The 23,063-nt window shown below is 45.9% G+C and carries 22 protein-coding genes; 11 read left to right on the top strand and 11 right to left on the bottom strand.

The window, feature by feature from the left end:
* The 3 genes from A3757_RS07960 to A3757_RS07970 form a co-directional block, all read right to left on the bottom strand.
* A partial coding sequence (locus A3757_RS07960; RefSeq protein ID WP_068739389.1) for an aldo/keto reductase occupies nt 1–740 on the bottom strand: 740 nt, incomplete at its 3' end.
* An 85-nt stretch (nt 741–825) separates the two neighbouring features.
* On the bottom strand, nt 826–1,458 hold the full coding sequence (gene msrA, locus A3757_RS07965; RefSeq protein WP_082870215.1) for a peptide-methionine (S)-S-oxide reductase MsrA: 633 nt from the start codon (nt 1,456–1,458) through the stop codon (nt 826–828).
* 42 nt (nt 1,459–1,500) lie between these two features.
* Nucleotides 1,501–1,809: a hypothetical protein gene (locus tag A3757_RS07970; RefSeq protein ID WP_068513352.1), complete on the bottom strand. Its 309-nt coding sequence runs from the start codon at nt 1,807–1,809 to the stop codon at nt 1,501–1,503.
* Nucleotides 1,810–1,946: 137 nt separating this feature from the next.
* Here A3757_RS07970 and A3757_RS07975 point away from each other — a divergent pair, with 137 nt between their 5' ends.
* The gene (locus A3757_RS07975) at nt 1,947–4,100 is read left to right on the top strand and encodes a glutamate synthase-related protein (protein WP_082870216.1); all 2,154 of its coding nucleotides are present in this window, start codon (nt 1,947–1,949) and stop codon (nt 4,098–4,100) included.
* Between the two features lie 128 nt (nt 4,101–4,228).
* Here the strand turns inward: A3757_RS07975 and A3757_RS07980 are convergent, their stop codons facing one another.
* Nucleotides 4,229–5,122, bottom strand: coding sequence for a PP2C family serine/threonine-protein phosphatase (locus A3757_RS07980; RefSeq protein ID WP_082865362.1), 894 nt, complete (start codon nt 5,120–5,122; stop codon nt 4,229–4,231).
* A 252-nt stretch (nt 5,123–5,374) separates the two neighbouring features.
* On the opposite strand from A3757_RS07980, the gene A3757_RS07985 reads away from it, so the two are divergent.
* The 3 genes from A3757_RS07985 to A3757_RS07995 all read left to right on the top strand — a co-directional run bounded on the left by A3757_RS07985 (nt 5,375) and on the right by A3757_RS07995 (nt 9,631).
* Nucleotides 5,375–6,010 carry a methylamine utilization protein gene (locus A3757_RS07985; RefSeq protein ID WP_082865361.1) on the top strand — a complete coding sequence of 212 codons (636 nt, stop codon included), beginning with the start codon at nt 5,375–5,377 and terminating at the stop codon, nt 6,008–6,010.
* 1 nt (nt 6,011) lies between these two features.
* On the top strand, nt 6,012–8,333 hold the full coding sequence (locus tag A3757_RS07990) for an EAL domain-containing protein (RefSeq protein ID WP_197469943.1): 2,322 nt from the start codon (nt 6,012–6,014) through the stop codon (nt 8,331–8,333).
* Nucleotides 8,334–8,437: 104 nt separating this feature from the next.
* The gene (locus A3757_RS07995) at nt 8,438–9,631 is read left to right on the top strand and encodes a hypothetical protein (RefSeq protein ID WP_068750128.1); all 1,194 of its coding nucleotides are present in this window, start codon (nt 8,438–8,440) and stop codon (nt 9,629–9,631) included.
* Nucleotides 9,632–9,686: 55 nt separating this feature from the next.
* Here the strand turns inward: A3757_RS07995 and A3757_RS08000 are convergent, their stop codons facing one another.
* Together A3757_RS08000 and A3757_RS08005 are read right to left on the bottom strand one after the other, a co-directional pair.
* Nucleotides 9,687–10,703: a medium chain dehydrogenase/reductase family protein gene (locus tag A3757_RS08000; RefSeq protein ID WP_068513341.1), complete on the bottom strand. Its 1,017-nt coding sequence runs from the start codon at nt 10,701–10,703 to the stop codon at nt 9,687–9,689.
* A gap of 82 nt (nt 10,704–10,785) precedes the next feature.
* On the bottom strand, nt 10,786–11,400 hold the full coding sequence (locus tag A3757_RS08005; protein ID WP_068509688.1) for a hypothetical protein: 615 nt from the start codon (nt 11,398–11,400) through the stop codon (nt 10,786–10,788).
* 257 nt (nt 11,401–11,657) lie between these two features.
* Between A3757_RS08005 and recQ the strand changes: the two genes are divergently transcribed.
* The gene (gene recQ / locus A3757_RS08010) at nt 11,658–13,856 is read left to right on the top strand and encodes a DNA helicase RecQ (protein ID WP_068554258.1); all 2,199 of its coding nucleotides are present in this window, start codon (nt 11,658–11,660) and stop codon (nt 13,854–13,856) included.
* Between the two features lie 2 nt (nt 13,857–13,858).
* Here the strand turns inward: recQ and thpR are convergent, their stop codons facing one another.
* Nucleotides 13,859–14,374, bottom strand: coding sequence for an RNA 2',3'-cyclic phosphodiesterase (gene thpR / locus A3757_RS08015; protein ID WP_068554256.1), 516 nt, complete (start codon nt 14,372–14,374; stop codon nt 13,859–13,861).
* A 202-nt stretch (nt 14,375–14,576) separates the two neighbouring features.
* Here thpR and amrB point away from each other — a divergent pair, with 202 nt between their 5' ends.
* The 6 genes from amrB (at nt 14,577) to A3757_RS08045 (ending at nt 18,362) form a co-directional block, all read left to right on the top strand.
* A complete protein-coding gene (amrB, locus tag A3757_RS08020; protein ID WP_068554254.1) occupies nt 14,577–15,377 on the top strand; it encodes an AmmeMemoRadiSam system protein B in 801 nt (266 codons plus the stop codon).
* Between the two features lie 29 nt (nt 15,378–15,406).
* The gene (amrA, locus tag A3757_RS08025; RefSeq protein ID WP_082865359.1) at nt 15,407–15,961 is read left to right on the top strand and encodes an AmmeMemoRadiSam system protein A; all 555 of its coding nucleotides are present in this window, start codon (nt 15,407–15,409) and stop codon (nt 15,959–15,961) included.
* 71 nt (nt 15,962–16,032) lie between these two features.
* Complete coding sequence (locus tag A3757_RS08030) at nt 16,033–16,395, top strand: hypothetical protein (protein ID WP_156490594.1); 363 nt, start codon at nt 16,033–16,035, stop codon at nt 16,393–16,395.
* A gap of 67 nt (nt 16,396–16,462) precedes the next feature.
* On the top strand, nt 16,463–17,611 hold the full coding sequence (chrA, locus tag A3757_RS08035) for a chromate efflux transporter (RefSeq protein WP_068554248.1): 1,149 nt from the start codon (nt 16,463–16,465) through the stop codon (nt 17,609–17,611).
* A 126-nt stretch (nt 17,612–17,737) separates the two neighbouring features.
* A complete protein-coding gene (locus A3757_RS08040; RefSeq protein WP_068513326.1) occupies nt 17,738–18,013 on the top strand; it encodes a hypothetical protein in 276 nt (91 codons plus the stop codon).
* Complete coding sequence (locus tag A3757_RS08045; protein WP_068513323.1) at nt 18,003–18,362, top strand: type II toxin-antitoxin system RelE/ParE family toxin; 360 nt, start codon at nt 18,003–18,005, stop codon at nt 18,360–18,362. The genes A3757_RS08040 and A3757_RS08045 overlap by 11 nt, the downstream gene beginning before the upstream one ends.
* A 170-nt stretch (nt 18,363–18,532) precedes the next feature.
* On the opposite strand, the gene A3757_RS08050 is transcribed toward A3757_RS08045, so the two are convergent.
* From A3757_RS08050 to A3757_RS08065, 4 genes are all read right to left on the bottom strand, one after another.
* Nucleotides 18,533–19,552 (bottom strand): extracellular solute-binding protein, encoded by a 1,020-nt coding sequence (locus tag A3757_RS08050; RefSeq protein ID WP_068739390.1) that lies wholly within the window; start codon nt 19,550–19,552, stop codon nt 18,533–18,535.
* Between the two features lie 42 nt (nt 19,553–19,594).
* Nucleotides 19,595–20,281 (bottom strand): Fe2+-dependent dioxygenase, encoded by a 687-nt coding sequence (locus A3757_RS08055; RefSeq protein WP_068554244.1) that lies wholly within the window; start codon nt 20,279–20,281, stop codon nt 19,595–19,597.
* Entirely contained in the window at nt 20,275–21,399 is a 1,125-nt protein-coding gene (locus A3757_RS08060; protein ID WP_068554242.1) for an alpha-hydroxy acid oxidase, read from the bottom strand. The genes A3757_RS08055 and A3757_RS08060 overlap by 7 nt, the downstream gene beginning before the upstream one ends.
* Before the next feature lie 72 nt (nt 21,400–21,471).
* The coding region (locus A3757_RS08065) for a TonB-dependent siderophore receptor (protein WP_068739392.1) at nt 21,472–23,063 on the bottom strand (1,592 nt) is incomplete at its 5' end.

The raw sequence follows: 23,063 nt of genomic DNA on the forward strand, positions 1-23,063 counted from the left end.
CCGCTTAATACGCCGCCACCAAGCGGAGACCAGGGAAGGTAAGCGACATCCTGGTGAACACAGTTTTCAATCAGGTAAGGCCAGTCTTTGGTATGTAGTAGATTAAACTCATTTTGTATTGATACCATCTTGGGAAGCGAGTGCTTTTCAGCTAAACGTAAGTACTCATTGATCCCCCAAGGTGTGTCGTCTGATAAACCGCAATGTCTAATTTTCCCGGCTTTGATGCAGTCATTTAAAGCCTGAAGAATTTCTAGCATTTGATCGGAGTGTGCCTGACGGTCTACATCGGTAAAAGAAATTCGACCAGGGAAATGTTTGGCGAAGTGAGGCGAGGTACGATTGGGCCAATGGAGTTGGTAGAGGTCGATGTAGTCGGTCTTAAGGCGCTTTAAGGATGCGTCTACTGAGGTGATAATCGACTCACCCGTGATGTCACCACCCCCGCGTATCCAAGGTAGGCCATTTCCTGCAATCTTTGAGGCCAGAATAATGTCACCTCGTTTACTCGAATTAGCTGCCAGCCAGTTACCTATCATCTTTTCTGTTTTGCCATAGGTATCGGCTGCAGGTGGCACTGCATACATCTCTGCTGTATCAATGAAGTTCACGCCTTGCGCCAAGGCGAAGTCGATTTGCTCACTGGCATCGCGCTGAGTATTTTGTGTGCCCCAGGTCATCGAGCCCAGGCATACTCGTGAAACATTAATGCCGCTGCTACCAAGTTTTGAATAGTTCATTGATCAAGCCTCTATTTAGTTTCGCTTATAGTAATAGATCTCCTTAGGTGCGGACAGTGTTTTTTCCAGGGGCTTTACCGCATTACTAGAACAGCTCGACCCCACAGCCACCTAAGCCACAGTAGCCGTCGGGATTCTTATCAAGGTATTGCTGGTGATATTCTTCAGCATAGTAAAACTCAGAGGCTTGTTTAATCTCGGTAGTGATTTCGCTAAACCCCCGCGCTGTTAGCGCTACTTGGTATTGTTGTAGGCTTTCATTAGCAAGTTTGCTTTGTTCGTCATTGAAGGTGTAAATGCCTGAACGGTATTGTGTTCCCTGGTCGTTACCTTGGCGCATGCCTTGTGTTGGGTTATGCGCCTCCCAAAATGTTTTTAGTAAGTCTAAGTATGATACTTGGGACGGATCATAAGCGACTAATACCACTTCATTATGGCCTGTCGATCCTGAGCAAACTTCTTGGTAGCTTGGGTTGGGCGTAAAGCCCGCGCTATAGCCTACCGCCGTAGAATAAACTCCTGCCAGTGACCAAAACTTTCGTTCGGCGCCCCAAAAACAGCCCATGCCAAACATTGCTTGTTTAATTCCAGAAGGAAAGGGGGGCAGCATTGAATTGCCAGTGACGGTATGGGTGGCGCTAATGCTAATTGCCTGATCGCGCCCTGGTAAGGCGTTTTCGGGTTTGATCATTTTGGCTTTTTCGGGCTTAAAAAACATAGGGATCTCGTCGCTTGGTGTGAGAAATTTTAAACTGCAGGCTTAGGGTGTCGCTAGTAATTGCTTCGCTTGGCGCACTCTCAACATGACATCATTATGATCCTCTTTCCTGATATGAGCTTGCACTAGCCTGGTTTTGACGATGACCGTTACCTTCTCTGCATCTTCCACAGTTCGGTTATGTGCTTTAAGCACTTTTGCAATCTCCTCGGCACTGGCTCCCTGGTTTTTCTTTAATAGCTGAATAATATCCTTTGCACACTGCTCTGCAGCCGGGTCGGGTTTGCTCATGCTTTTAAAAATTAATACGGCGATTACGATGATAAGAATAATAGGGATATAGGTATTCATTGCTGAGAATCCAGTTGTTTAGTCGGGCTTAGCCAATTGTACCTTATGATTCATTCTTGATGGTTGTTTTTTGAGCTTTGTTGACTACATTTAGAAGGCTTATCTGTTTATAAAAATATCAAAAATGAGAGGATGATATGAGCGAGGAAAGCGTCGATTTTGGTCCGTTGGAAGCGATGATTGGTACCTGGGAAGGTGATAAAGGTTTGGATGTCGCGCCTTTGCCAGGAACTCAAAAAGAAGATAGCCCTTACTTTGAACGTATTGTTGTCGAACGAGTAGGGGATGTTGAAAATGCCAAGCAGCAGACGCTGGCGATTGTTCGCTACCATCAGGTTGTACGGCGTCAAAGCAATGGCGAGATCTTCCATGATGAGCTTGGCTATTGGATGTGGGACGCTGAACAGAAAATTGTTATGCACTCGCTACAAATCCCTAGAGCGGTTGGCCTTCTTGCTGGCGGATCCTATGACTCGAATGCAGGTACACCGGGAAAAATTAAGCTATTCGTACAAGCCAAAGATGGCGATGCTGACTGGGGAATTGTTCAGTCACCGTTTATGCAAAAAAACGCTCGCACGATCGCCTTTCGTCATGAAGTCACCATTGAAGGTGATACCTTAAGCTACTCCGAAACCACAGTGCTGGATATCTACGGCAAGACCTTTGATCACACTGATGCAAATGTTTTGACAAGAAAGACAGGTGCCGAGATAAAGCAGGATAACACTGTAGCCCAGGTTGTTGAGCTTGCTCCTAGCGGCTCTCAAACCTCAGATAACAGTCCGAATATAGCGGGTCGAAAGCCAATCAAAGCCGAATTAAAGTCGGGTGAAAGCTATGCTTGGTGCTCTTGTGGCTTGAGTAAGAATCAGCCATTCTGTGATGGTAGTCACCGCTCCACCTCATTTAAACCCAAGGTATTTAAGGTCGATGAAGATCAGGATGCCTGGTTGTGTATGTGTAAACATAGCAAGAACCCGCCTTATTGTGATGGTAGCCATAAGAACTTACCGAAACCTGGGGCAATTGCTGCGGAAGCCTCCTCTATACCAACGGGTACTGAAGAAGTCGCCGAAGAGCCAAGCTTGGCAGAGGTTAAAGCTTTGGCACAAGACGGTTTAGAGAAAACCGGTGGCCATGGTGAAATGGTAGCGATGGGAGTACCCCGTACGCAACTTCCAGAATGGGATGATATTCAAATCATGACCGCCCAGATGGCAACGAAGCCTTTGTTGGAAGATGAAAAAGTAGGGACGGAGTTGATCATCGGACCGAAAGCCAAAAAGCCTTTGGTATTAGATATCCCACTATTTGTTTCAGATATGAGCTTCGGTGCACTTTCAGAAGAAGCAAAGATCGCACTAGCAAGAGGGGCGGAATTAGCAGGGACGGGTATTTGTTCCGGGGAGGGCGGTATGCTGCCTGAGGAACAGGCCGAGAATAGCCGCTATTTCTATGAATTAGCGTCAGCGCAATTCGGCTTCTCTGAAGATGTTCTACAACAAGTTCAGGCCTTCCACTTTAAGGGTGGGCAAGGCGCGAAAACGGGTACCGGAGGTCATCTTCCAGGAGCCAAAGTGCGTGGAAAGGTTGCTGAGGTAAGAGGTTTGGCTGAAGGTGTGGATGCTATATCGCCTTCTTGTTTTCCTGAGATGAATGGCCCTAAAGATTTTAAACACTTCGCTGATCGCATTCGTGAGGTGTCGGGTGGTATCCCCATTGGCATGAAGTTATCTGCTAATCATATCGAGAGAGACATTGAGTTTGCCTTGCAAGCCAGTGCAGACTATCTGATTCTCGATGGCCGTGGTGGTGGTACTGGTGCAGCACCGAGTTTGTTTAGAGATCATATTTCTGTGCCTACTTTGCCAGCCTTGGCACGCGCTAGGCGCTACCTGGATGACCGTAAACGTCATGATGTCACGCTAATAATTACTGGTGGTTTGCGAGTGCCCTCAGACTTTATCAAAGCAATGTGCCTAGGGGCCGATGGCATTGCGATCTCAAACTCTGCTTTGCAATCTATTGGCTGCGTTGCTGCCAGGATGTGCAATACCAACCTTTGTCCGGCAGGCATTGCGACACAAAAACCTGAACTCAGAGCTAAGCTGGATATTGACACCTCTGCACAGCAGCTTGAACGCTTCTTTAAATCCTCGACACACTTGATGCAAGTGATGGCGAGAGCGTGTGGCCATGACCATTTGAGTAAGTTTACTCTGCAAGATATTGCGACTTGGAAAAAGGAGATTGCCGAATTAACGGGTATACCGTTTAGTGGCATGTAGAGATACCTTTTCCCAACAGTTGAATTAGTAACATGTCACCTTTTTGAGGTGGCTTGTCTTTGACATGTTAGTTTCCAAGAATCTGTGTCAGTGTGGGCTTTAGTTGAAGCTAGTTTTGATCGATAATGCTACAGCCAAGTAAAAACACCTGATAAGTTATCTTTAGCCTCACCCGCGAGTACGGTGCTTTTTAAGTTCTCCGCAGCACTTTCCGGGGTATCTAGGGATAGAGCATACTTGATGCCTTCATCTCCAGCCGGGTCGTGCAGACCGTCGGAGCACAGCATTAGTCTATCGCCCACAGCCAAGTCTAGAAAACCGATATCCAGATCAATGTTCTCATCAACACCTACCGCTCGAGTAATTGCATTGTTTTGAATGTTTTCTGTCGGTAGACCTGATTCTTTATATAAGTTATAGATTGAGTGGTCTGAAGACAATTGAGTTAGTTCACCGCGTCTCCATAAGTAAAGCCTGCTATCCCCAGCCCATAAGAAGGTAGATTTGTTATTCTCAAGCGCCAGAAGTACAACCGTGCTGCCACACGTTAGTTGATTATCCTTTGCATAGCTAAATATCTCGGTGTTTACATTTTGTATAGTTTGTTTAATTGCATCTACTTTGGAGAAAAGGTTTACTGGTAGTTCCTTTTCAGATAGTTGCCTTACAATCTCCTGGCTAGCTTTATCGCCATCAACATGACCGCCCATACCGTCAGCGACAAGCCATAATGAATCAGAATCTTTTACCAGGATTTCATCCTGGTTTTGAGTTCGTTTATTACCTACATCACTGAAACCAAATGATTGAATGTTGAAGGGGATAGTTTGTCCTTTGTTATTATCAGTCATAGTCGAGATATTCAGTTCGCTAGTAACATCTGAACGTTGAAAGTTTGAAAGAATGTCCAGGCCAGAAACCGCATCATCCGATTCTAGCTCGGTTGGCGGAGTGATGATGGCGTTCGGACTTTCATGGTCAGCTGCTATGGTTGTTGGGTAGAAGGTAGTGCACGGCTTCATTTTTGTTATTAACGCATTATCCCTTGCGTAGAAGCCTATTTAAGCATGCTGTAGGACTAATATCTATAGCCTATAATTTAAATTTACTAGGCTATTTAGGTGTGATTCGAATTCGTCGGCTCTGGCTAAGTATAATCGAACGACCCTTAATCGGAATCAAAAAATAGTCACCTGACTTCTTTCTGATTCCGGTTTTTGAACCTACACTGATTAACAGCGTCTAAGGACTTCTATAGCGACTGGAGAGTGTTAGTGAGCCGTGTTAACCCACTTGTTTTTGCAATGATTAGTTTACTTGTTTTCTGTTCGACACCCTTAGCTGCTTTTGAGGTTTTAGTGCTTGATCAGAACGGTAAACCGGTTAAAGACGCTTATGTAGCGATACCCGAAGGAAATATTGAGCAAGCAGAGGAAACGCCGGCCATTATGGATCAGCTTGATATTGCCTTTGTACCTCATGTATTGGCGATAGACCAAGGGCAAGCGGTTGTCTTTCCCAATAGTGATAATATCCGTCACCATGTCTATTCCTTTTCCCAACCCAAAAAGTTTGAAATTAAATTATATCAAGGAGTTCCCGAACAGCCGATTACCTTTAATCAGCCGGGTTTAGTGGCACTAGGTTGCAATATTCATGACTCAATGTTGGGCTATATCTATGTGTCACCATGGCCTAATTATGGTGTGAGCGATGAAAGCGGCAAACTTACCTTTTCTCAGACAGCTGAAGAACTGCTCATTTGGCATCCTCGCTTAGAGGGGAAAGCCGGTTTAGTTAGAAAAGCTATCGATAGTAAGCATGAAACAGTCACGATTACCTTGAAGCTCAAAAAGGAAAAGACGCGACGTCAGTTCAGAGCGTATAGAAGGGATCGCGATGGTTATTGACTTGAGCTTGCGAAAAAAAATCCTACTATCCTTTTTAAGTTTAATTATTGTCTCGTCGATTATGACGATTTCGGCAGTGTTATTAGCGACTAACAATAGTGTCGCTGAGCAGGCGAGAGAGAAGCTCGTCGTAGGTCAAAAGGTTTTTGAACAGTTACTGGCGCTGCGAGGTAACCAGTTGTTCGAGTCTGCTGAGGTACTGACCTCAGACTTTGGTTTTAAAGCCGCTGTGCTGGATCAGGACCGTTCAACTATTGGCTCAGTGCTCGACAATCATGGGGCTAGAATAGGCGCTGACTTGATGATGATCGCCTCACTCGAAGGTGACTTGATTGCCAGCACAGGTAAAAGCCAGAACTTCCCCTTTAAGCACTTGTTGTCAGAAGCAGAGGAAAATGGCGGTCTGATGCAAACCGTTGTATTAGATGGCTTACCCTACCAAATTCTGATGTTGCCGGTACTTGCGCCGGTTACGTCTGCCTGGACAGCCGTAGGTTTCCAAATTGACGATAAGCTTGCTCGGCAGTTAAAAGAGCTGACAACGCTGGAGGTGAGCTTTTCGGGTTGGGATAGCAATGAGCGCCGCTTTGAGTTGTCGACTCTGGATGAGCAGACTAACGCAGCAATGAGGGTCTATGAAACTCAGGGTGACTGGTTGCACATGACATACCAGGGAGAGTCTTTTTTAGCGCTGGTGACTTCATTGGTGAAGGCTGATAATTATCAAGTGAATGCGGTATTGAGTACCTCCTTGTCTTTGGCTATTGCCAAATTTTCACCACTAAAAATCCATATACTCATTATTGCATCCGTTGCATTGCTACTATCGGCTTTTATTGCCTTTATTATTGCCCGAAATATTACACGACCGGTTAATACGCTGGTGAGTGCGGCAGAACGAATTAGCCAGGGTGATTATAAGGGAGAAATTGATTTTGATCTTTTTAAGAAGAACGAGATAGGTAAACTAGCTAACAGCTTAAGTCATATGCAGCGGGGCATCGCTGATCGAGAAGACAAAATTCTCTATCAAGTCTTTCACGACACTTTGACGAGTTTGGCTAATCGCGCTTCGATACAAGAGAAGATTGAAACCCTGCTTGAGCAAAGCGATGGTGATTCAGACATATTTGCACTGATGCAGGTGAATGTTCGTCACTTCAAACAAGTGAATACGACCTTTGGTTATCATATCGGCGACCAGCTTCTAATTAGTATTGCCAAGCGCCTTTCTTCGCTGATGGGTGAGGATGATAGTGCTGCAAGGCTGGGGGCGGATGAGTTCTTGTTATTGCTCAAGGCAGATACAGAACCAGAAGTATCTGCACGAGCGAATCGAATTTTAGAAGCGATTATTGAGCCCTATCAAATAAACGAGCTTAAGCTCCCCATTGCATTTACCTCGGGTGTGGTTTTATATCCACAGCATGGTCAACGAACTGATGAATTAATGAGGCGTGTGGACATAGCGCTCAATGAAGCGAATGAGCAGAAGCTTGCTTTGTTGCTTTATCAGCCAGGTAGTGATGAAAAGCATCTTAAGCAAACGCGCCTGGTCAACGATTTGAAAGAGGCGATCGATCAAGATTCCTTATGCATGTTCTATCAGCCAAAGCTGGAGCTTAAGCAAGGCAAAGTCACCCAGGTTGAGGCATTGATTCGTTGGATTCATCCCGAGTTGGGCTTTATCTCACCTGAAGAGTTCATTGGTCTTGCTGAACAGTCTGGCTTGATGCCACCGCTAACGCGTTGGGTGATTGCTAGTGTATTGCGTGAAGCCGCTGCTTGGAGAACTCAAGGGATAGACCTAAAAATGGCGGTCAATCTCTCGGCTTATGATCTGGCCAACGATGACCTACCCGATTATGTGGCGCAAGAGCTTGAGAAAAACGGCCTCTCTACTTCTTCGCTAATTCTTGAAGTCACCGAAAGTGCGATGATTGATAACCCGGTTCAAGCCCTAAAAGTGCTTAATCAATTAAGAGACCAAGGGATTATCTTGGCGATTGATGATTATGGCACAGGCTATTCATCTTTGAGCCAACTTAAAGATTTACCCGTAGACGAGCTAAAGATCGATATGGCCTTTGTTTTGAAACTGGATGAAAGTAAATATGACCAGGCTATTGTCCAGTCAACGATAGACATGGCTCATCAGCTCGGTTTAACTGTCGTTGCTGAAGGGGTTGAAAACAGAGCGTCTTGGGCCTTACTCGAAACATGGGGATGCGATAAGTTACAAGGTTACTATATCTCTCGCCCACAAAACTCGGCAGACTTTGTTACCTGGTTTAAAGGCTATGATGTAAACAGTGAGTACTAGCATTATTTTTTCGATGAACAAGGCTAAACAAAGCATTCAGAATAAAACACTCTTCAGTTATCTGTGCCGCCTTGCTTCTAGTCGCTTTGATCAGCAGCGCACTTGTGCATGCAAAGCAGAATAGCCCACACCGCTTTATCGGCAATGTGACGCTTGTTACCAACTATCAAGACAGCGGAAATACATGGCTCAATGGTGGGCTGGGACGTTTTGGACAGGGTGACCAGGATAGCTCGGTTTCAGGCCTATTTGAATCAAATATCGAGTATCGGTACCGGCCTTCTTCTGCCTTTCAATTGAGTACTCATATCCAAGCACAAGGTACGAGTAATGATAGCTCCGTTCGCTCTCTTGGGGTGATAGAGTGGAGCGCAAGGTATCGTCATGATATCGACTTCAATCAAGCGCTTAGTGTTAAGCTGGGCCAGTTTTTCTTACCGACCTCAATGGAAAATATAGATCGCTTCTGGGAATCCCCTTATACCATTAGCTACTCTTCGCTCAATAGCTGGATAGGTGAGGAGTTTCACCCTATCGGCTTAGACATGTCTTATCGTTATCATTTTGATAGTGGGCCAGAGTTATCGGCAGCTGCAACGATCTTTGGTGGTAATGATTCAATGGGCGCTTTGTTGGCCTATAGAGGTTGGACTTACGGGCGTCAGCGCACGGTATTGGGTGATGTATTGGCCTTGCCTGAGCTCAGCAACCTTCAAGACGGGCAGATTTTTGCGGGGCAGCGAGATGACGGTACTAAACCTTTTGGTCGAGATCTTGATGGTCGGCCAGGGTATGCGCTGAGGTCATCACTGGCTTTGGATGAGCTGAATATAAAGCTCACTTGGGTCGATAACCGGGGCGATACGACACTTCTACATGCAGAATATGCCTGGAAAACCCGCTTTGCTATGGCTGGCTTGGCTTGGCGTATTAGTGAGGGCTGGGAGTTCTTATCGGAAGCCTCTCAAGGCAGCTCTGAAATGGGAGCGGGTCCTGGCATTGATATAGATTTCTACAGCCTGTACGGCATGTTTTCCTACCGTCTGAATGACTATCGAATCAGCTATCGCTATGACCAGTTTGGTATTGATGACCAAGATCAGATGGACCAAGAAAATAACGAGTTTGGGCGTAGTCATACCTTAGCGTTAATGTGGCAGGAAGAAGACAGTGCGCTGCGCTTAGGGGCGGAAGTCTTGTTCCTTAAGGGTAAGCGATACCGCGTACTTGAGGGCCCGCAAGTCTATCGTGACAGCGATTCTATTAGTGTCAGTATGTTGGCTCAGTATACCTTCTAGAATATGCGAAGGCTCAGCAAGCCAATAAATGGAAGAGCCTTGCTTTCATTGTGAGTTAGGGGACTAAAATTACTTTACCAATATTCTTGCGTTGCTCGATATGCTCATGCGCTTTGGCTGCATCCTTGAAGGAAAACGTGCTATCGACATGAGGCTTGATCCAGCCTTCAGCATAGCCTTTTAGTATCTCTTTCATCCAGATATCAATCTTCTTATGTTCATGCCATAAATGCCCCATATTGACACCATATACGCCTTTGTTCTGATCCATTAAACCAAAAGGGTGATAAAAAGGTGTTTGCACAATCATCTTAAGCATATTCAACTTGCCTTTGATTCCCGAGTCGGACACAGAGGAAATACCAAACATGCCTAGTCGGCCGGTGTTAGCTAAGGCACTGTAACTTTTTTTCAGGTTATCGCCGCCAATAGGGTCTGTGATCAAGTCGACACCGCGGCTATTGGTGAGGGCGAGAAGTTCTTTCTTCCAATCCTGGGTACGGTAATCTATTGCGTGATCCAAGCCCTTTTCTTTTAAGAACTTGTGCTTCCTTGAGCTAGCAGTACCATAAATTGTAGCGCCAATATGCTTGGCGATTTCCAGTGCAGCAAGACCGACACCACCTCCCACATTGTGAATGAGAACGCTCTCATGAGCTTGTAAGCCTCCCATCGCGACGAGTAATTGGTAGGCGGTAAGGTAGTTTACGGGGATTGCTGCTGCGGCTTCGAAGGAGAGCGTTTCTGGTTTATCAAATACTTGTTGTAGGGGCACTGTGACTTGCTCAGCTTGGCCGCCAAAGCGTGTTAAGGCGATAACTTCCTTGCCTAGCCAGGATTCATCTACGCCTGTGCCGATAGCATCAATGACACCCGATACTTCATAGCCAACGGTACAAGGCGTTTTCGGCGCATCAGGGTAGAGGCCTTGTCGAGCCAAAATATCAGCAAAATTCAATCCCGCAGCTTTCACTGCAATACGAACTTCCTTATCACCAGCCACCAGGTCGGCAGCCTCTTGAACTTGTAATACATTTGCTTTCCCGCTATTGCTTATGATGATTTTTTTCATGATGCGCTCCTTGAACTTGACTGGTGCTAAAACTAACTCAGTTCAGAGAATGAGAAAACCCTTACTTTTCGGAATGGTGTTTTCAATAATCTGGTTCAAACTCGAATGAAGCGAAAAGTTGGTCTGCGTAGTTTGTTAGTTCAAGTGTTGCTGCGTGAGTTTCATAGCGTCGGCTTAGCGTCGTGCTGATTAGTACGTTTGCGAAGCCGGGGTGAGGACAGGTCAGGGTGATACTGTCTATCAGCGCTGGGCCGGGCTTTGCTCGACCTCGCCAGTCTTCGCTATTACTGGTTTGACGAATGCATAATTCGCCATAGCGTGTATCAATGGCTTGTGCCTGGTGATGGAGGACTAAACCTTTTGGCTGCCGTTCTAATTGCAGGTGGCGCTTTAGTGCCTGTAAGTGCGCGTTGGCACTCGAATACATACCGCTTCTTGGGCCGCGAGTTAAGGTGACTAGAATGGAGTAACTATCGTCTTGGTTTAATTGGCTGAGTTTCAGACGATGACTTGTGCCATATACGACTGCAAACCAGGGTGTTTCTGTAGGCACTTCAAAAGAGAAAGTAAAGCCATCAACACGCTGACCGGGTTTAATGTTGGTCTGATCAAAGCTGGCGCAAGCTGATAAAAACAGTGCTAATAGGACTATTGAGCGCTTTATTATTAGCGTTATTGGCTTATAGGAAGTTAGCATCTGCTTACTTTAGCATTTAGGAGGTGTTCCATCTAGTTTAGTTGCCAGAATGGCGTTTAATATTTTGGCCTATTGTAATGTAAATCGTGTTGGCCGACTTTGCATGCGACCCACTATATTTGCTAGGCTTCTCGTGAATTCAATCATTAGCAAAAGGAATTTGCGATGCCGATAAATTGGAAAGACCTGCCCGACGTGTCTCCTCATGATGCCCAAAGGGAAGTTAAGAATCACAGCCCCTTTCAGGAGAACGACCTATGAATATGGACACGGCGCTTCACGCCCTAAAATCTTACTTTGGCTATGATGCCTTTCGCCTCAATCAGGCGGGTGCCATCGAACGTACACTTAAGGGCCAGTCTAGCCTGGTGATTATGCCTACCGGTGGTGGTAAGTCTATTTGTTACCAGCTGCCCGCTGTCATGCTGGACGGTTTGAGTATTGTTGTCTCACCTCTTATCGCACTAATGCAGGATCAAGTCTCAGCACTTCAACTTAGCGGTATTCAAGCTGAGGCGCTAAATAGTGCCTGCAGCAGTGATGAGGAGCAGATGATTCGAACCCGAGCGGAAAGTGGTGCACTTAAGCTTTTATATGTATCACCCGAACGCGCTGTTTCAAGAGGTTTTTTGAATTGGGTGAGTCGTTTGAATATCGTGCAAATTGCCATTGATGAAGCGCACTGTGTTTCAATATGGGGGAATGACTTCCGTCCTGAATATACTCGCCTAACCGAGCTGATACGTTTGTTCTCCAATGTGCCGGTAGCCGCCTTGACTGCAACCGCAGATACTGCGACACAGCAAGATATTCGTCAGCAACTAGGCTTGGTCAACTGCGAGACCTTTGTATCCAGTTTTGAGCGTAAAAATATTGAAATAGAGGTCTTGCCAGCTAAAAAACGAATTCAGGTGATCTACCAGTTTCTGCAAACGCAAGGCAAGGAAGCCGGTATTATTTATTGCTTGAGCCGCCGCAGTACCGAAGAAACGGCAGCGAAATTACGTGATGCCGGATACATTGCCGAGCATTATCACGGAGCGATGAATAGTGAACGTAGGGCAGAGGTGCAAGACAAGTTCTTGCGTGATGATATCCAGATAGTCTGCGCTACCATCGCCTTTGGTATGGGTATCGATAAACCGAATATTCGCTGGGTAATTCACTATAACCTGCCAAAAAATATTGAAAGCTATTATCAGGAAATGGGCCGTGCCGGGCGAGATGGCGAAGAGGCCAAAGCGCTACTGTTTGCAGGTTTTGGTGATATGAAAACCCTGACAGGCTTTATCGAAGATAGCGATGCCGATGAGCGCTTCAAACAAGTGCAATTAGCCAAGCTTAGCCGGCTTTGGGAGTTTACCCAGACGCTTTCTTGTCGTACCAATTTTGTTCTGAATTACTTTGGTGAGCATCGAGAAGAAGGTTGTGGGCACTGCGACCACTGCATTCATCCACCCAAAAGCTTCGATGGCACAGTCATCGCTCAGAAAGCCCTGTCTGCTTGCTTTAGAGTTCAGCAGCGCAATTTGGCTGTAGGTATTAATATGTTAATTGATATCTTGAGAGCTTCATCGAGTCGCGCGGTATTGGAGTCGGGTCTAAATACTATCAAGACCTACGGCGCAGGTAAGGACATCGCCTGGAAAGACTGGTCTCACTACATTACACAGCTGATTGATCGCGGCTATCTATCACTCGACTTTTCTCAAGGCAGTACACTGCATCTGACGGACTTATCGATGGCTGTTTTGAAAGGAGATAAGACAGTTCAGCTATGTGAGCCTGTAGATCCAAAAATCAATCAGGTTGAGAAAAAAGTGAACAAGCACGCCGATCTTAGCGAGGCTGAGCATCTTTTGTTTGAGGCATTAAAAGGGCTCAGAAAAGAAATTTCGCAGAAGGATAAAGTTCAGGGCTATACCGTTTTTTCAGATGCAAGCTTAAAAGACATGTCTCGGCTTAAGCCTGGGAACTTAGCCGCCTTCTTGACGGTCAGCGGTGTGGGGGATCATAAGTGTGAGAAGTATGGTGAGTCCTTCGTTGCCTTAATATCCAGCTTGGTTGATGAGAGTGATCGCTTACTTATTGATGGGCCTGTGCGGAAAAAGTTGCCGCCTAAACCTGCGCGTAGTGACTTTACTATGGCGAAACTAGGCGATACGCATCGAGAGACCTTTTCGCTCTATCAGCAAGGGCAGTCACCCAATGAGATCGCCAAAACGAGAGGTTTAAGTAAGTCTACGATAATTAGCCATATATATCGTCTGGCTTTTCATGGGGAAGACGTTGATGTCAGTACGATGATATCGCCAGAACAAATAGCGGGTATTCAGGCACAATGGCTAAGCTTGAACAAGCCTGAACGAATCAAACCAGTATTCGAGGCCTTGGGTGAGGGCTATGACTGGGAACAGATACGTTACGCGGTATGTTTGAGCGATACAGAGGTTTAAACCTAGTAGCTCTCTATAATGTCATAGTGCAGTTGCCCGCCTTTATTATGGCTACGATATAGGTGAAATTGATTAATCTGGTAAGGCCTGGCGATGGGCTCTTGATTGACGAATGCGTCGATATAGGCCTTATCCATACTGTGCTTACAGTGCGCCAACGTGATATGTGGGGTGAACTGACGGGAGTCGATTTTGATGCCCGCTTCGCGTAGTGAGTGGCTAATCATTTTTTGCAGCCGAGCTAAGTCATCATTCAGGGCGAGCCCGAGCCATAAAATGTTCTTACTCTTTTTAGGGGAAAAGACTCCGGTTTGAGTGAAGTGAGTACTAAAGGCATTGAATTGGATATTCTGCAGTGCTTGGCTGACCACCTTAGGCTCTGCTTCACCAATAAACTGTAAGGTCATATGCAAGAGTTCAGGGCGAAGTAAGCGAGCGCCCTCAGCTGTTGGCGGCTGATACTGTAACACTTCAGCTTGTGTTGTATTTGATAAGGGGGTTGCGATAAAGAGCCTCATAGCTTTTCCACTATTCATTATCTTGTGAGAAATATCCCGGACAGTCTGCGCCACATGCCGGGCACTTAGCTTTGCCTTGATTCTGCTAGCTAATTACTTTTTCCTTTTATCAATGGCCTCTATACTTATCAGTATTGGGGTTAAGTTTGTCAATCTCAATGTGCCGAGTCGATTTCCCTTGCACAAACGGAGGGCTTCACCTATGAATTTGAGTCGTTCTCCTGCCGTGGCAGGACAGTTTTACCCGTCCAACCCGCAGCAGCTGCGCGCTAATATTGATGACTGTATGAAAATCGCCTTGTCGGTCTTGCCAGAAGTACCGGCAGCTCAGCCAAAAGCGATTATCGTGCCTCATGCAGGGTATATCTATTCAGGTGCGGTCGCTGCCTCGGCTTACGCGAGTTTGCTACCCTATGTCGATAAAATCAAACGAGTCGTTCTCTTGGGGCCATCCCATCATTATGGTTTTAAAGGTTTGGCCAGTAGCCACTTCCATAGCTATGAGACTCCCTTGGGAATGATCGAACTTGATTACCTAGCGACCCAAAAACTTGAGCTTAAGGGGCTAGCTCAAACGCTTGACCAGGCCCACCTTCAGGAGCATAGCCTCGAAGTTCAATTACCTTTTCTACAAGCGCTATTAGGCGACTTCAGTTTGCTTCCCTTAGTTGTTGGAGATGCGGATAAGCATCAGGTTGCCAAGGTGATTGATTCCTTATGGGGTGGCGAAGATACCTTGTTTGTCATCAGTTCTGACCTGAGTCATTTTCTGAGCTACGAAGTCGCTAGTAAAAAGGATAGCAAGACTGCCGAAGCTATCGACACGCTTCAGGCAGACTTGATTGAATATGACGATGCCTGTGGCCGAAACCCGGTGAATGGATTACTTCAAATCGCACTAAAACGTGATCTGACGCCGCATCGCTTGGCACTGTGTAATTCAGGTGATACTGCTGGAGATAAAGATAGAGTGGTTGGCTACGGTGCTTGGAGTTTTACCTAAGCTAGCGTATTTATAAAAGGAGAAATGCCTTGAATGAACAGCATCAGCAGCAACTGATCGCTATAGCACAAGCATCTATCAGGCATGGCTTAGATCACGGTAGGCCTTTGTCCGTTCAAATCGGTGACTATGATGCTGAGCTAGAAAAAGAGTTTGCCAGCTTTGTTACATTGAAAATTAGCGGAGAATTACGCGGCTGTATAGGTTCCCTTCAGGCTTATCGGCCTCTAGTGCTCGATATTGCAGAGAATGCTTACCGTGCAGCATTTAATGACTCCCGCTTTTCGCCTATGTCACAGAGCGAATACGAGAAACTCCAATATCATATTTCTGTACTCAGCACCCCAGAGCCGATGCAGGTGAATTCAGAGCAAGACTTACTATCTCAACTACGTGTCGGTATAGATGGCCTGATATTGACGTTGGGTAATCGAAGAGCAACTTTTCTACCCTCTGTCTGGGAGCAGCTGCCAGATAAGTCTGATTTTTTAAATCACCTTAAAGCCAAAGCTGGATTGACGTTGGACTATTGGAATGAATCAATAGAACTTGAACGCTACACTGTAGAGAGTTTTGGTGATTAGCCCTATAGATAAGGACCTTATTAAGATAGTATTTATGACTGTTCGCAATTAAGCCCTGCCGGAGGGTCCTTTTGTTATCATCACTTTTTTCTAGAAAGCGTCCCAACAAAAAAAACGACATGTTGAATGAAGGTCTTCAGTTAGCCATGGCTTTTGGTAAGAACTGGCAAGTCTCGACACAGGAACGCTTCGCTAAAAAATACCCGACTCTCTCGGCCGCGGAACTGGACGAATATAACCAGCTTTTCTTATCAGCGCTTAAATACGCTCATGACACAGCTTTTGTTTTGGCGACCAACTTTAAAGCGCATAACAATATCGAAAAGTTTAAGGAAATATATTGCGCAAAGTACAACTGGGTGTCAGAAGAAAACCTAAAGCCTTTATATAAACAAGGGCTGTATTATGTCGAGCGACAATTGGCGGCAGAATAAAAACGCCTGTTTTTTATTCTGACCTCAACTTTCATTCTTCCACCGTATCTTATTTTTCTTTGCTCTTATGAACAACGCAATATCATTGTTTACCCAGTTCTTTATCTTAGGTTGCACTAGTTTTGGTGGGCCAGCCGCTCACTTAGGCTATTTTCGTAAAACCTTCGTTGAAGACAAAAAGTGGATTTCCGAATCTTCATATAGCCAGCTAATCGCTTTAAGCCAGTTTCTACCTGGCCCCGGATCTAGTCAGGTAGGATTCGCTATTGGCCTTCATCGTATGGGCTTACTTGGAGGAGTCTTGGCTTTTGTGGGGTTTACCTTGCCTTCTTTCCTTATCATGCTGCTAGTAGCCGTGGGTTTAACGAACTTTGGTTCCAACGCTATTCTAGATTCTCTTATTCACGTATTTAAGTTACTCGCCGTTGCGGTAGTGGCTGACGCAGTATTATCGATGGGGAAGTCCTTTTGCCAAACTAAAACAACGCAACTCTTGGCTTTCGTTACATGCCTCATCATATGGCTTTTCCCCGTTCCGTTTGTTCAAATACTCTGTATCTCGGCTGCTGCAATGTTTGGTTTATTTTCTCTACGTAGCAAGTCTGTAGAGAAAGCTGGCCGTATTGGTTTGTCATTTTCATTCAGTACATTATTTTTTATTGTGCTCTTCGTTGTGTGCCTCTCCGGTGTTTTAGATGGCTTTGCCTTGTTTTCCGAAACCTTCCTCGCTGGCAGTTTAGTCTTTGGTGGTGGCCATGTGGTGCTGCCTTTACTACAAGATTATTTCGCCCAATCCATAGGACATGAAAGTTTTATCACCGGTTATGCGGTCGCCCAAGCGTTGCCAGGGCCCTTGTTCACTTTCGCCACGTACTTAGGGGCGATGAGTCACGAGAGCCCGCTAATAGGCGCATTTATCGCTACATTGGGGATTTTCTTGCCGGGGTTCTTACTTGTCTTAGCGTTTAACCAACACTGGAAAGTTTTGGCCGAGCATCCAAGAGTGTCGGGTGCCATTGTGGGTGTTAATGCAAGCGTGGTGGGTTTATTAGCAGCAACGCTCTATAGCCCTGTATTTATTACTTCTGTAAAAGAGCCTATAGATATGGCCGTTGTCGCAAGTATTTTTGTTTTACTGCGTTCCTTCAAACTGTCAATTATTCGGATCATTCTATTGGTTCTTGTTTATGGTTTGTTACGTGCTTGGTTTTCATAAAGTAGTGTAATAAGCAAAGCCACTAAACAATCGTTACTTCCACTGCCAGGGTTCTTCTTCAATGTATTTCTAGTCAAAGGTTGCACTATCTATTAATATATATATGTGCAACTTGAGGATGATTATATGGCCAACCCAAATGTTACGTTACGAGTTTCTGGCAGCTTACGCAGCCACTTAGAAGAATGTACCGGCTTAAACGGAGAATATGAGACTCCCAGTGAGTATTTACGAGATCTTATTCGTAGAGATATGGAGCGGAAAGATTCGGCTAAGTGGGAACGTGTTAGGTCTTCTTTAAATGAAGGCTTGAGATTTGAAGAAAGCGAATTTAAACCAATAAAACGAGATGAATTTAAAAATAGAGCTTTGAAAAGAAATGGCCTAAAAAATGACGATTGAAGCTAAATACTCCCCTTTAGCCATGGCTCAGCTAGATAGTATTTGGGATTATGGTTTTCAACGATTTGGAGAAAACCAAGCTGACAAGTATATTGATGGGCTTTTTGACGCTATAGATGAAATTTCAAACACCGGTAAACACAATGGTTTAAGACCCCGAGTTTTTCCTCTTGATATGATCTCAGACATCACAACTGAAAGTATTCATTTTACTCGTTATGAGAATGAGGTGATTTACCTGAAGGAGCTTAAAAGTGGTGGGGTAGGTGTCATAAGTATACTTGGTGTAAGAATGGATACGCCGAATAGGCTCAAGGAGATATTGGCTAACCCGTTATCGGTAATTTAATAAAGCTGCGTGCTCAAAGTCAAAAATCTGCGACAGCCTTAAATCAGGACAATGAGGCCATATTGATAATGGCCTATTAGGTGTGCCTGTGGCACTTTAACGACCAAGCCGACCATGTCTGTTAAAAACAGGCTACGACTGAAAACTTCATATCCCTAGCCGGGCATCGTTTACTTGTACTTGGCTTTCCTCGCGATGTTATTCGCTGCACTTTGATAAGGCGAAAACTCGTCGACATGGGCTTTATTCTCTTTAAATTTTCCATGCTTGGCGACAGCTCGGTCCGGGTAGACTCTTCGGTGAGCCGGGTATTCCATGCTGAGTCGAGAGTATTGGGATTGTGCTTGTTTAGATAACATCCATTCTAGAAAATCTTGCGCGAGTTCTTTATTGTCGGAATCGGCTACGACGCCTGCGCCGGTGATATCGATATGCACACCGCCGTCTTTCTGTTCAGGCCAGAAGAGTTTTATTTTTGAATTCGGGTGAGTCAAAAGGTGGCGAGGCAAGTAATAGGAGTAGGCGATTGTTAGCTCACAAGCTCCTGTTTCCAGTGCAGTGAATAATTCTAAGTCGTCCGACATAGGTGAATGGACGAGATTGCTTACCCAGCCTTTCATTACCGTCTTCATTTTTGCTTCGCCATAACGGTGGCTTAGGTCTGCTAGCAGTGATTGGGAATACTCAGTTCTTGATGAGCGTAAACACAGCTTGCCTTTCCATTTACTATCGGCGAGAGCGGCGTAGGTGTTGGCATAAGTCTGCAGTTCAGATTCGCTAAGCTTTTCAGGGTGATAAGCAATCGCCTGGGCGCGTTTCGCTATTGCAAACCAGTCATCATCTTTTGAACGAAGGTGTTCAGGCAGTGTTTTTTTCAGGATACGAGAAGAGATACTGGCAAGCACGCCTTTTGGAGAGGCCAGTGACAGATTGAGTGCGCCTGTCGTTAGGAAGATATCCGCCGGGCTTTCCTCTCCTTCAGCTTCGAGCTTTCGGATGAGTGCTTCACTGCTGTTAATGGTGTAGCTGACCGAAACACCTGTTTCAGAAGCGTAGCGATTGAACATCGGTGTTAGATAACTCGCATTACGCGATGAGTACACCATAAGCTCTTCGGCTTGAGCGGGGGTGAAGCAGAAAGGAAGGCTAATACTTATCACCAGCAGTTTAAGTGGTCGAAAAAGTCTCATGTTTATGTCCGTTCGGGTGCGATGGTATTGAATAAGGCTTGCTTATGATGGGGATGCCCAGCGACGAATTAGGTTGTGATAAAGGCCGCTTAAGGTCGTGACTTGATTATGGTCAGAGCCAAGTTCCGCGCTTAGGTTTTGAATGCTTTGGTCGAGTTCATAAAGCGTTTGTCTTTGGCTATCTTCACGCACCATGCTTTGCGTCCAGAAGAACGATGCTAGGCGTTGCCCTCTTGTGACGGGGCTAACCTGATGCAAACTGGTGGAAGGGTAGAGCACCATATCCCCCGCGTCTAATTTGACACTTTGTATGCCGTACTGAGTATGAATTTGGAGCTCGCCACCTTCATATTCTTCTGGCGAATTCAGAAATAAAGTGGATGAAACATCGGTGCGCATTGTTTGAGCGGTGCCCGGTATTTGCATCAGGGAACCATCGATATGATTGCCGTAGGTTTCGCCTTCTCCGTAGCAATTAAATTTTGGCGGGAAGATTTTGTCAGGCAGTGCCGCAGAGATAAAAACAGGATGTTGAGATATCTTGCGCAGAATTTCACGGCCCAGTTGTTGAGCGGTGTCGCCCAGGTCATCGAGTTGACGATTGTGTTTGACGTGAATAGCGATGCCACCGGCGGTTTGGCTGCCATCACGCCACGAGGATTTATCCAGGGCACTTCGGAATTGCTTCACTTCTTCGCTTGATAACACTTTGGGTATGACGATTAGCATAAAGGAGTCCCCAGCTTTCTAAGGTTTGCATGACGAATTTCTTGGATTGTACGACAGCCCGTCATCGCCATGGTGTATTCAAGCTCCTCTTTGAGTAGCTTGATCAGGTGAGCGACACCTAAGGCACCGGCAATGCTTAAGGCATAGACTTGCAAACGTCCAATCAGAACGGCATCAGCGCCTAGGGCAATGGCTTTGAATATATCGGCACCACTACGAATGCCACTGTCAAAAAGAATCGGGTATTCATCGCCCAAGGCTTGGCGAATGTCGGGTAGTACCGTCAAGCTTGCGGGTACGCCATCCAGGGCTCTGCCGCCATGGTTTGACACGACGATCCCTGCGATGCCTAGATCTTTTAGGTAAGTAGCATCTTCAGTGCTCATAATGCCTTTTGCCCATACCGGGACATGGCTGATCGCAATGATTTTCTTAAGCAGCTCGAGTGAAACAGCCTTTTGAACATGCTGCTGGAAAATGCCGGCTGCTCCAGCGCTTTGAACGCCGTTATTTGGGTAGTCACTTAGGTTGACTGGCTGTAATTCTTTCGGCATTTGAAAGCCGGATCGTAGTGTTTGGTGGCTGGGTGCTTGTAGTGGTGTGTCCAGTGTTAGCATAATGGCCTGATAACCGCTTAGTAATGCTCGTTGAAGCAAGTGTAGCGTTGCCTCTTCACTGTCTTGTGCATAGAGTTGAAACCAGCGAATTGCGCCTGGCTCACTTGGGGCGGTTTCCTCTAGTTTAACGCTGGCTAAGGTGCTAGAGATTAAGCCAATACCCATGGCATCGGCGGCATGCGCAGTGGCTAGCTCGCCATCCGGGTGTACGAGTTTTTGATAGGCGACTGGTGCGAGCATAAAAGGCACGCTCAAGTCTGCTTCAGCAAATTTGATATCTGTCTTACTAGTACTCATGTCTTGCAGCAGACGAGGCTGCAATGCAAGTTGTTCGAAGGCGCTGCGATTGCGGCGAAGACTTAGGTCTTTCCCACTACCGTTGGCAATATAGTTGAATCGGTCTTTGGCAATAAAGCGTTCAGCCAAGCTCTCGTAGTCCTGAGCGCAACAGACCTCCGCGGGAATATGATCCAAGGGGGCGAGTATCGTTGTTTCCTGCATCGCTATATATTCTCTTGATGATAAAAAGGGGAAAAGTGGGTGGCAGTTCCACCCACTTTTTAGTGCAAGAGGCTATAGACTAAAGTCAAGCGTCACGCGTGCGTTGCGACGGTCGCCGATGTAATTAAAGGCGCCGGATCGGTAAGCGGCCAAGTAATAATCGGTATCGAAGATGTTGCCGACATTAAGACGCAGGCTTAGGTCCTGGCTATGCTTGTAAGTCGCGAAGGCATCAAAGACTGTGTAACCTGGAATACCTCTTTCTTCATTCGCTGCGGTATCAGGTTGGCCGACAAAACGCTCGTCTTCATAAGTGGCTGTACCACCTATCGCCCATTGTGGCGTAGCCTGATATTTCACATGTAGCGAAGCAGAGGTATCTGCAAAGTTTGCTAGGGTTTTTCCTTCATCCTCTTCGTTAATGGATTCCAATACTTCGGCATCCATCACAGCAATACCTGCAGACATACTGATTTTGTCAGTGATATTCCCCGTTAAGCCAAGTTCGATACCTTCTACTCGGTTCTTGCCTGTGTTCAGTGAGCCCAGCGTGCTATAGCTATCGCCAGAGGGGCTCTCCATCACATCATTTTTTGTGATGCGGAATAGCGCGGCTGTCGCAAGTAACTTGCCATCGTTTAATTGCCACTTCGTTCCAACCTCAATGCTTTGTGTTTTCTCCGGGTCACCTAATTGAGGGTCGCTGGCATCGACACAGATACCACCATAGCCACAGCTAGTGCCTACATCCGACTCACCACCATTCAAGTTGGTTGCAGTCGAGAAGCTGGCATAGACGTTTGCATTGTCCATAAACCGATAGCTGGCACCGATATGGCCGTTCCAATAGCCACCGTCGTCAGCAAATTCAGTCCACTCACTTTCTAAGGGCCCGCTTCGGCCATCCGGGTCATAGTTTGCGAAGGTGCTGTAGTCGTAATAGTCGTAACGAACGCCACCAAAGGCTGTCCAATTATCACTTAACTCGACGGTATCCATGAAATAGAGCGCAAGGGTTTCAACATTCCAATCTGAGTCTTTATCACCTTGGGCAATATCTCGTTGAATCAATGTATTGAGGTCTGTCGCGGTATTACCATTTTCGTCTGACCAACAATAGCCTTCCCCAACACCACGTCGACCTGAAGTGAAGCAGTTTGAGGCTCCTTCAGAAGTGTAGCTATAGACGCCGTTGATAACCGTTTGGTCGGTATATTCGACACCAATCACGATGTCATGAACTGTCTCGCCGAGTTCTTTTGTAGTCAGAAAATTAAATTGATTGGCAAAATAATCAACGTCTTGCCAGCCTTGATGAGTACTTAACGAAGCAGTTTCAAAGCCATTGGTATCATTCGTAGCATCATCAAGTGTTGGGTAAGCTGTTGTACCTCGGGCTCCTGTCGCAACATAACCATTCTCGGTAATACCGTAGCGAGTCAGATTCACAATGCTCGAAGTTGGGCTAAATTCATAACCAACACGCAGCGTTGCAGTACTGGTTTCAGATTTCAGAAAGTCCTCATCTTGCACATAAGAAGGGATATCTTTAACAGGTTTGCCGGTATCACCATCTATGTAGGTACCTAAGTCCGGGCTATCTTCGCCTCGGAAATGATAGACATCCGCAACGATTTCTAGCTGATCTGTTACCTGGTGAGATA

It is taken from the genome of Oleiphilus sp. HI0117 (assembly GCF_001635235.1).

Excerpts from the sequence above, each read along its gene's own strand:
- msrA (WP_082870215.1), bottom strand. The coding sequence starts at position 1,458 with ATGTTTTTTAAGCCCGAAAAAGCCAAAATGATCAAACCCGAAAACGCC.
- A3757_RS07970 (WP_068513352.1), bottom strand. The coding sequence starts at position 1,809 with ATGAATACCTATATCCCTATTATTCTTATCATCGTAATCGCCGTATTA.
- A3757_RS07975 (WP_082870216.1), top strand. The coding sequence starts at position 1,947 with ATGAGCGAGGAAAGCGTCGATTTTGGTCCGTTGGAAGCGATGATTGGT.
- A3757_RS07980 (WP_082865362.1), bottom strand. The coding sequence starts at position 5,122 with ATGAAGCCGTGCACTACCTTCTACCCAACAACCATAGCAGCTGACCAT.
- A3757_RS08000 (WP_068513341.1), bottom strand. The coding sequence starts at position 10,703 with ATGAAAAAAATCATCATAAGCAATAGCGGGAAAGCAAATGTATTACAA.
- A3757_RS08005 (WP_068509688.1), bottom strand. The coding sequence starts at position 11,400 with ATGCTAACTTCCTATAAGCCAATAACGCTAATAATAAAGCGCTCAATA.
- recQ (WP_068554258.1), top strand. The coding sequence starts at position 11,658 with ATGAATATGGACACGGCGCTTCACGCCCTAAAATCTTACTTTGGCTAT.
- thpR (WP_068554256.1), bottom strand. The coding sequence starts at position 14,374 with ATGAGGCTCTTTATCGCAACCCCCTTATCAAATACAACACAAGCTGAA.
- amrB (WP_068554254.1), top strand. The coding sequence starts at position 14,577 with ATGAATTTGAGTCGTTCTCCTGCCGTGGCAGGACAGTTTTACCCGTCC.
- chrA (WP_068554248.1), top strand. The coding sequence starts at position 16,463 with ATGAACAACGCAATATCATTGTTTACCCAGTTCTTTATCTTAGGTTGC.
- A3757_RS08040 (WP_068513326.1), top strand. The coding sequence starts at position 17,738 with ATGGCCAACCCAAATGTTACGTTACGAGTTTCTGGCAGCTTACGCAGC.
- A3757_RS08045 (WP_068513323.1), top strand. The coding sequence starts at position 18,003 with ATGACGATTGAAGCTAAATACTCCCCTTTAGCCATGGCTCAGCTAGAT.
- A3757_RS08050 (WP_068739390.1), bottom strand. The coding sequence starts at position 19,552 with ATGAGACTTTTTCGACCACTTAAACTGCTGGTGATAAGTATTAGCCTT.
- A3757_RS08055 (WP_068554244.1), bottom strand. The coding sequence starts at position 20,281 with ATGCTAATCGTCATACCCAAAGTGTTATCAAGCGAAGAAGTGAAGCAA.
- A3757_RS08060 (WP_068554242.1), bottom strand. The coding sequence starts at position 21,399 with ATGCAGGAAACAACGATACTCGCCCCCTTGGATCATATTCCCGCGGAG.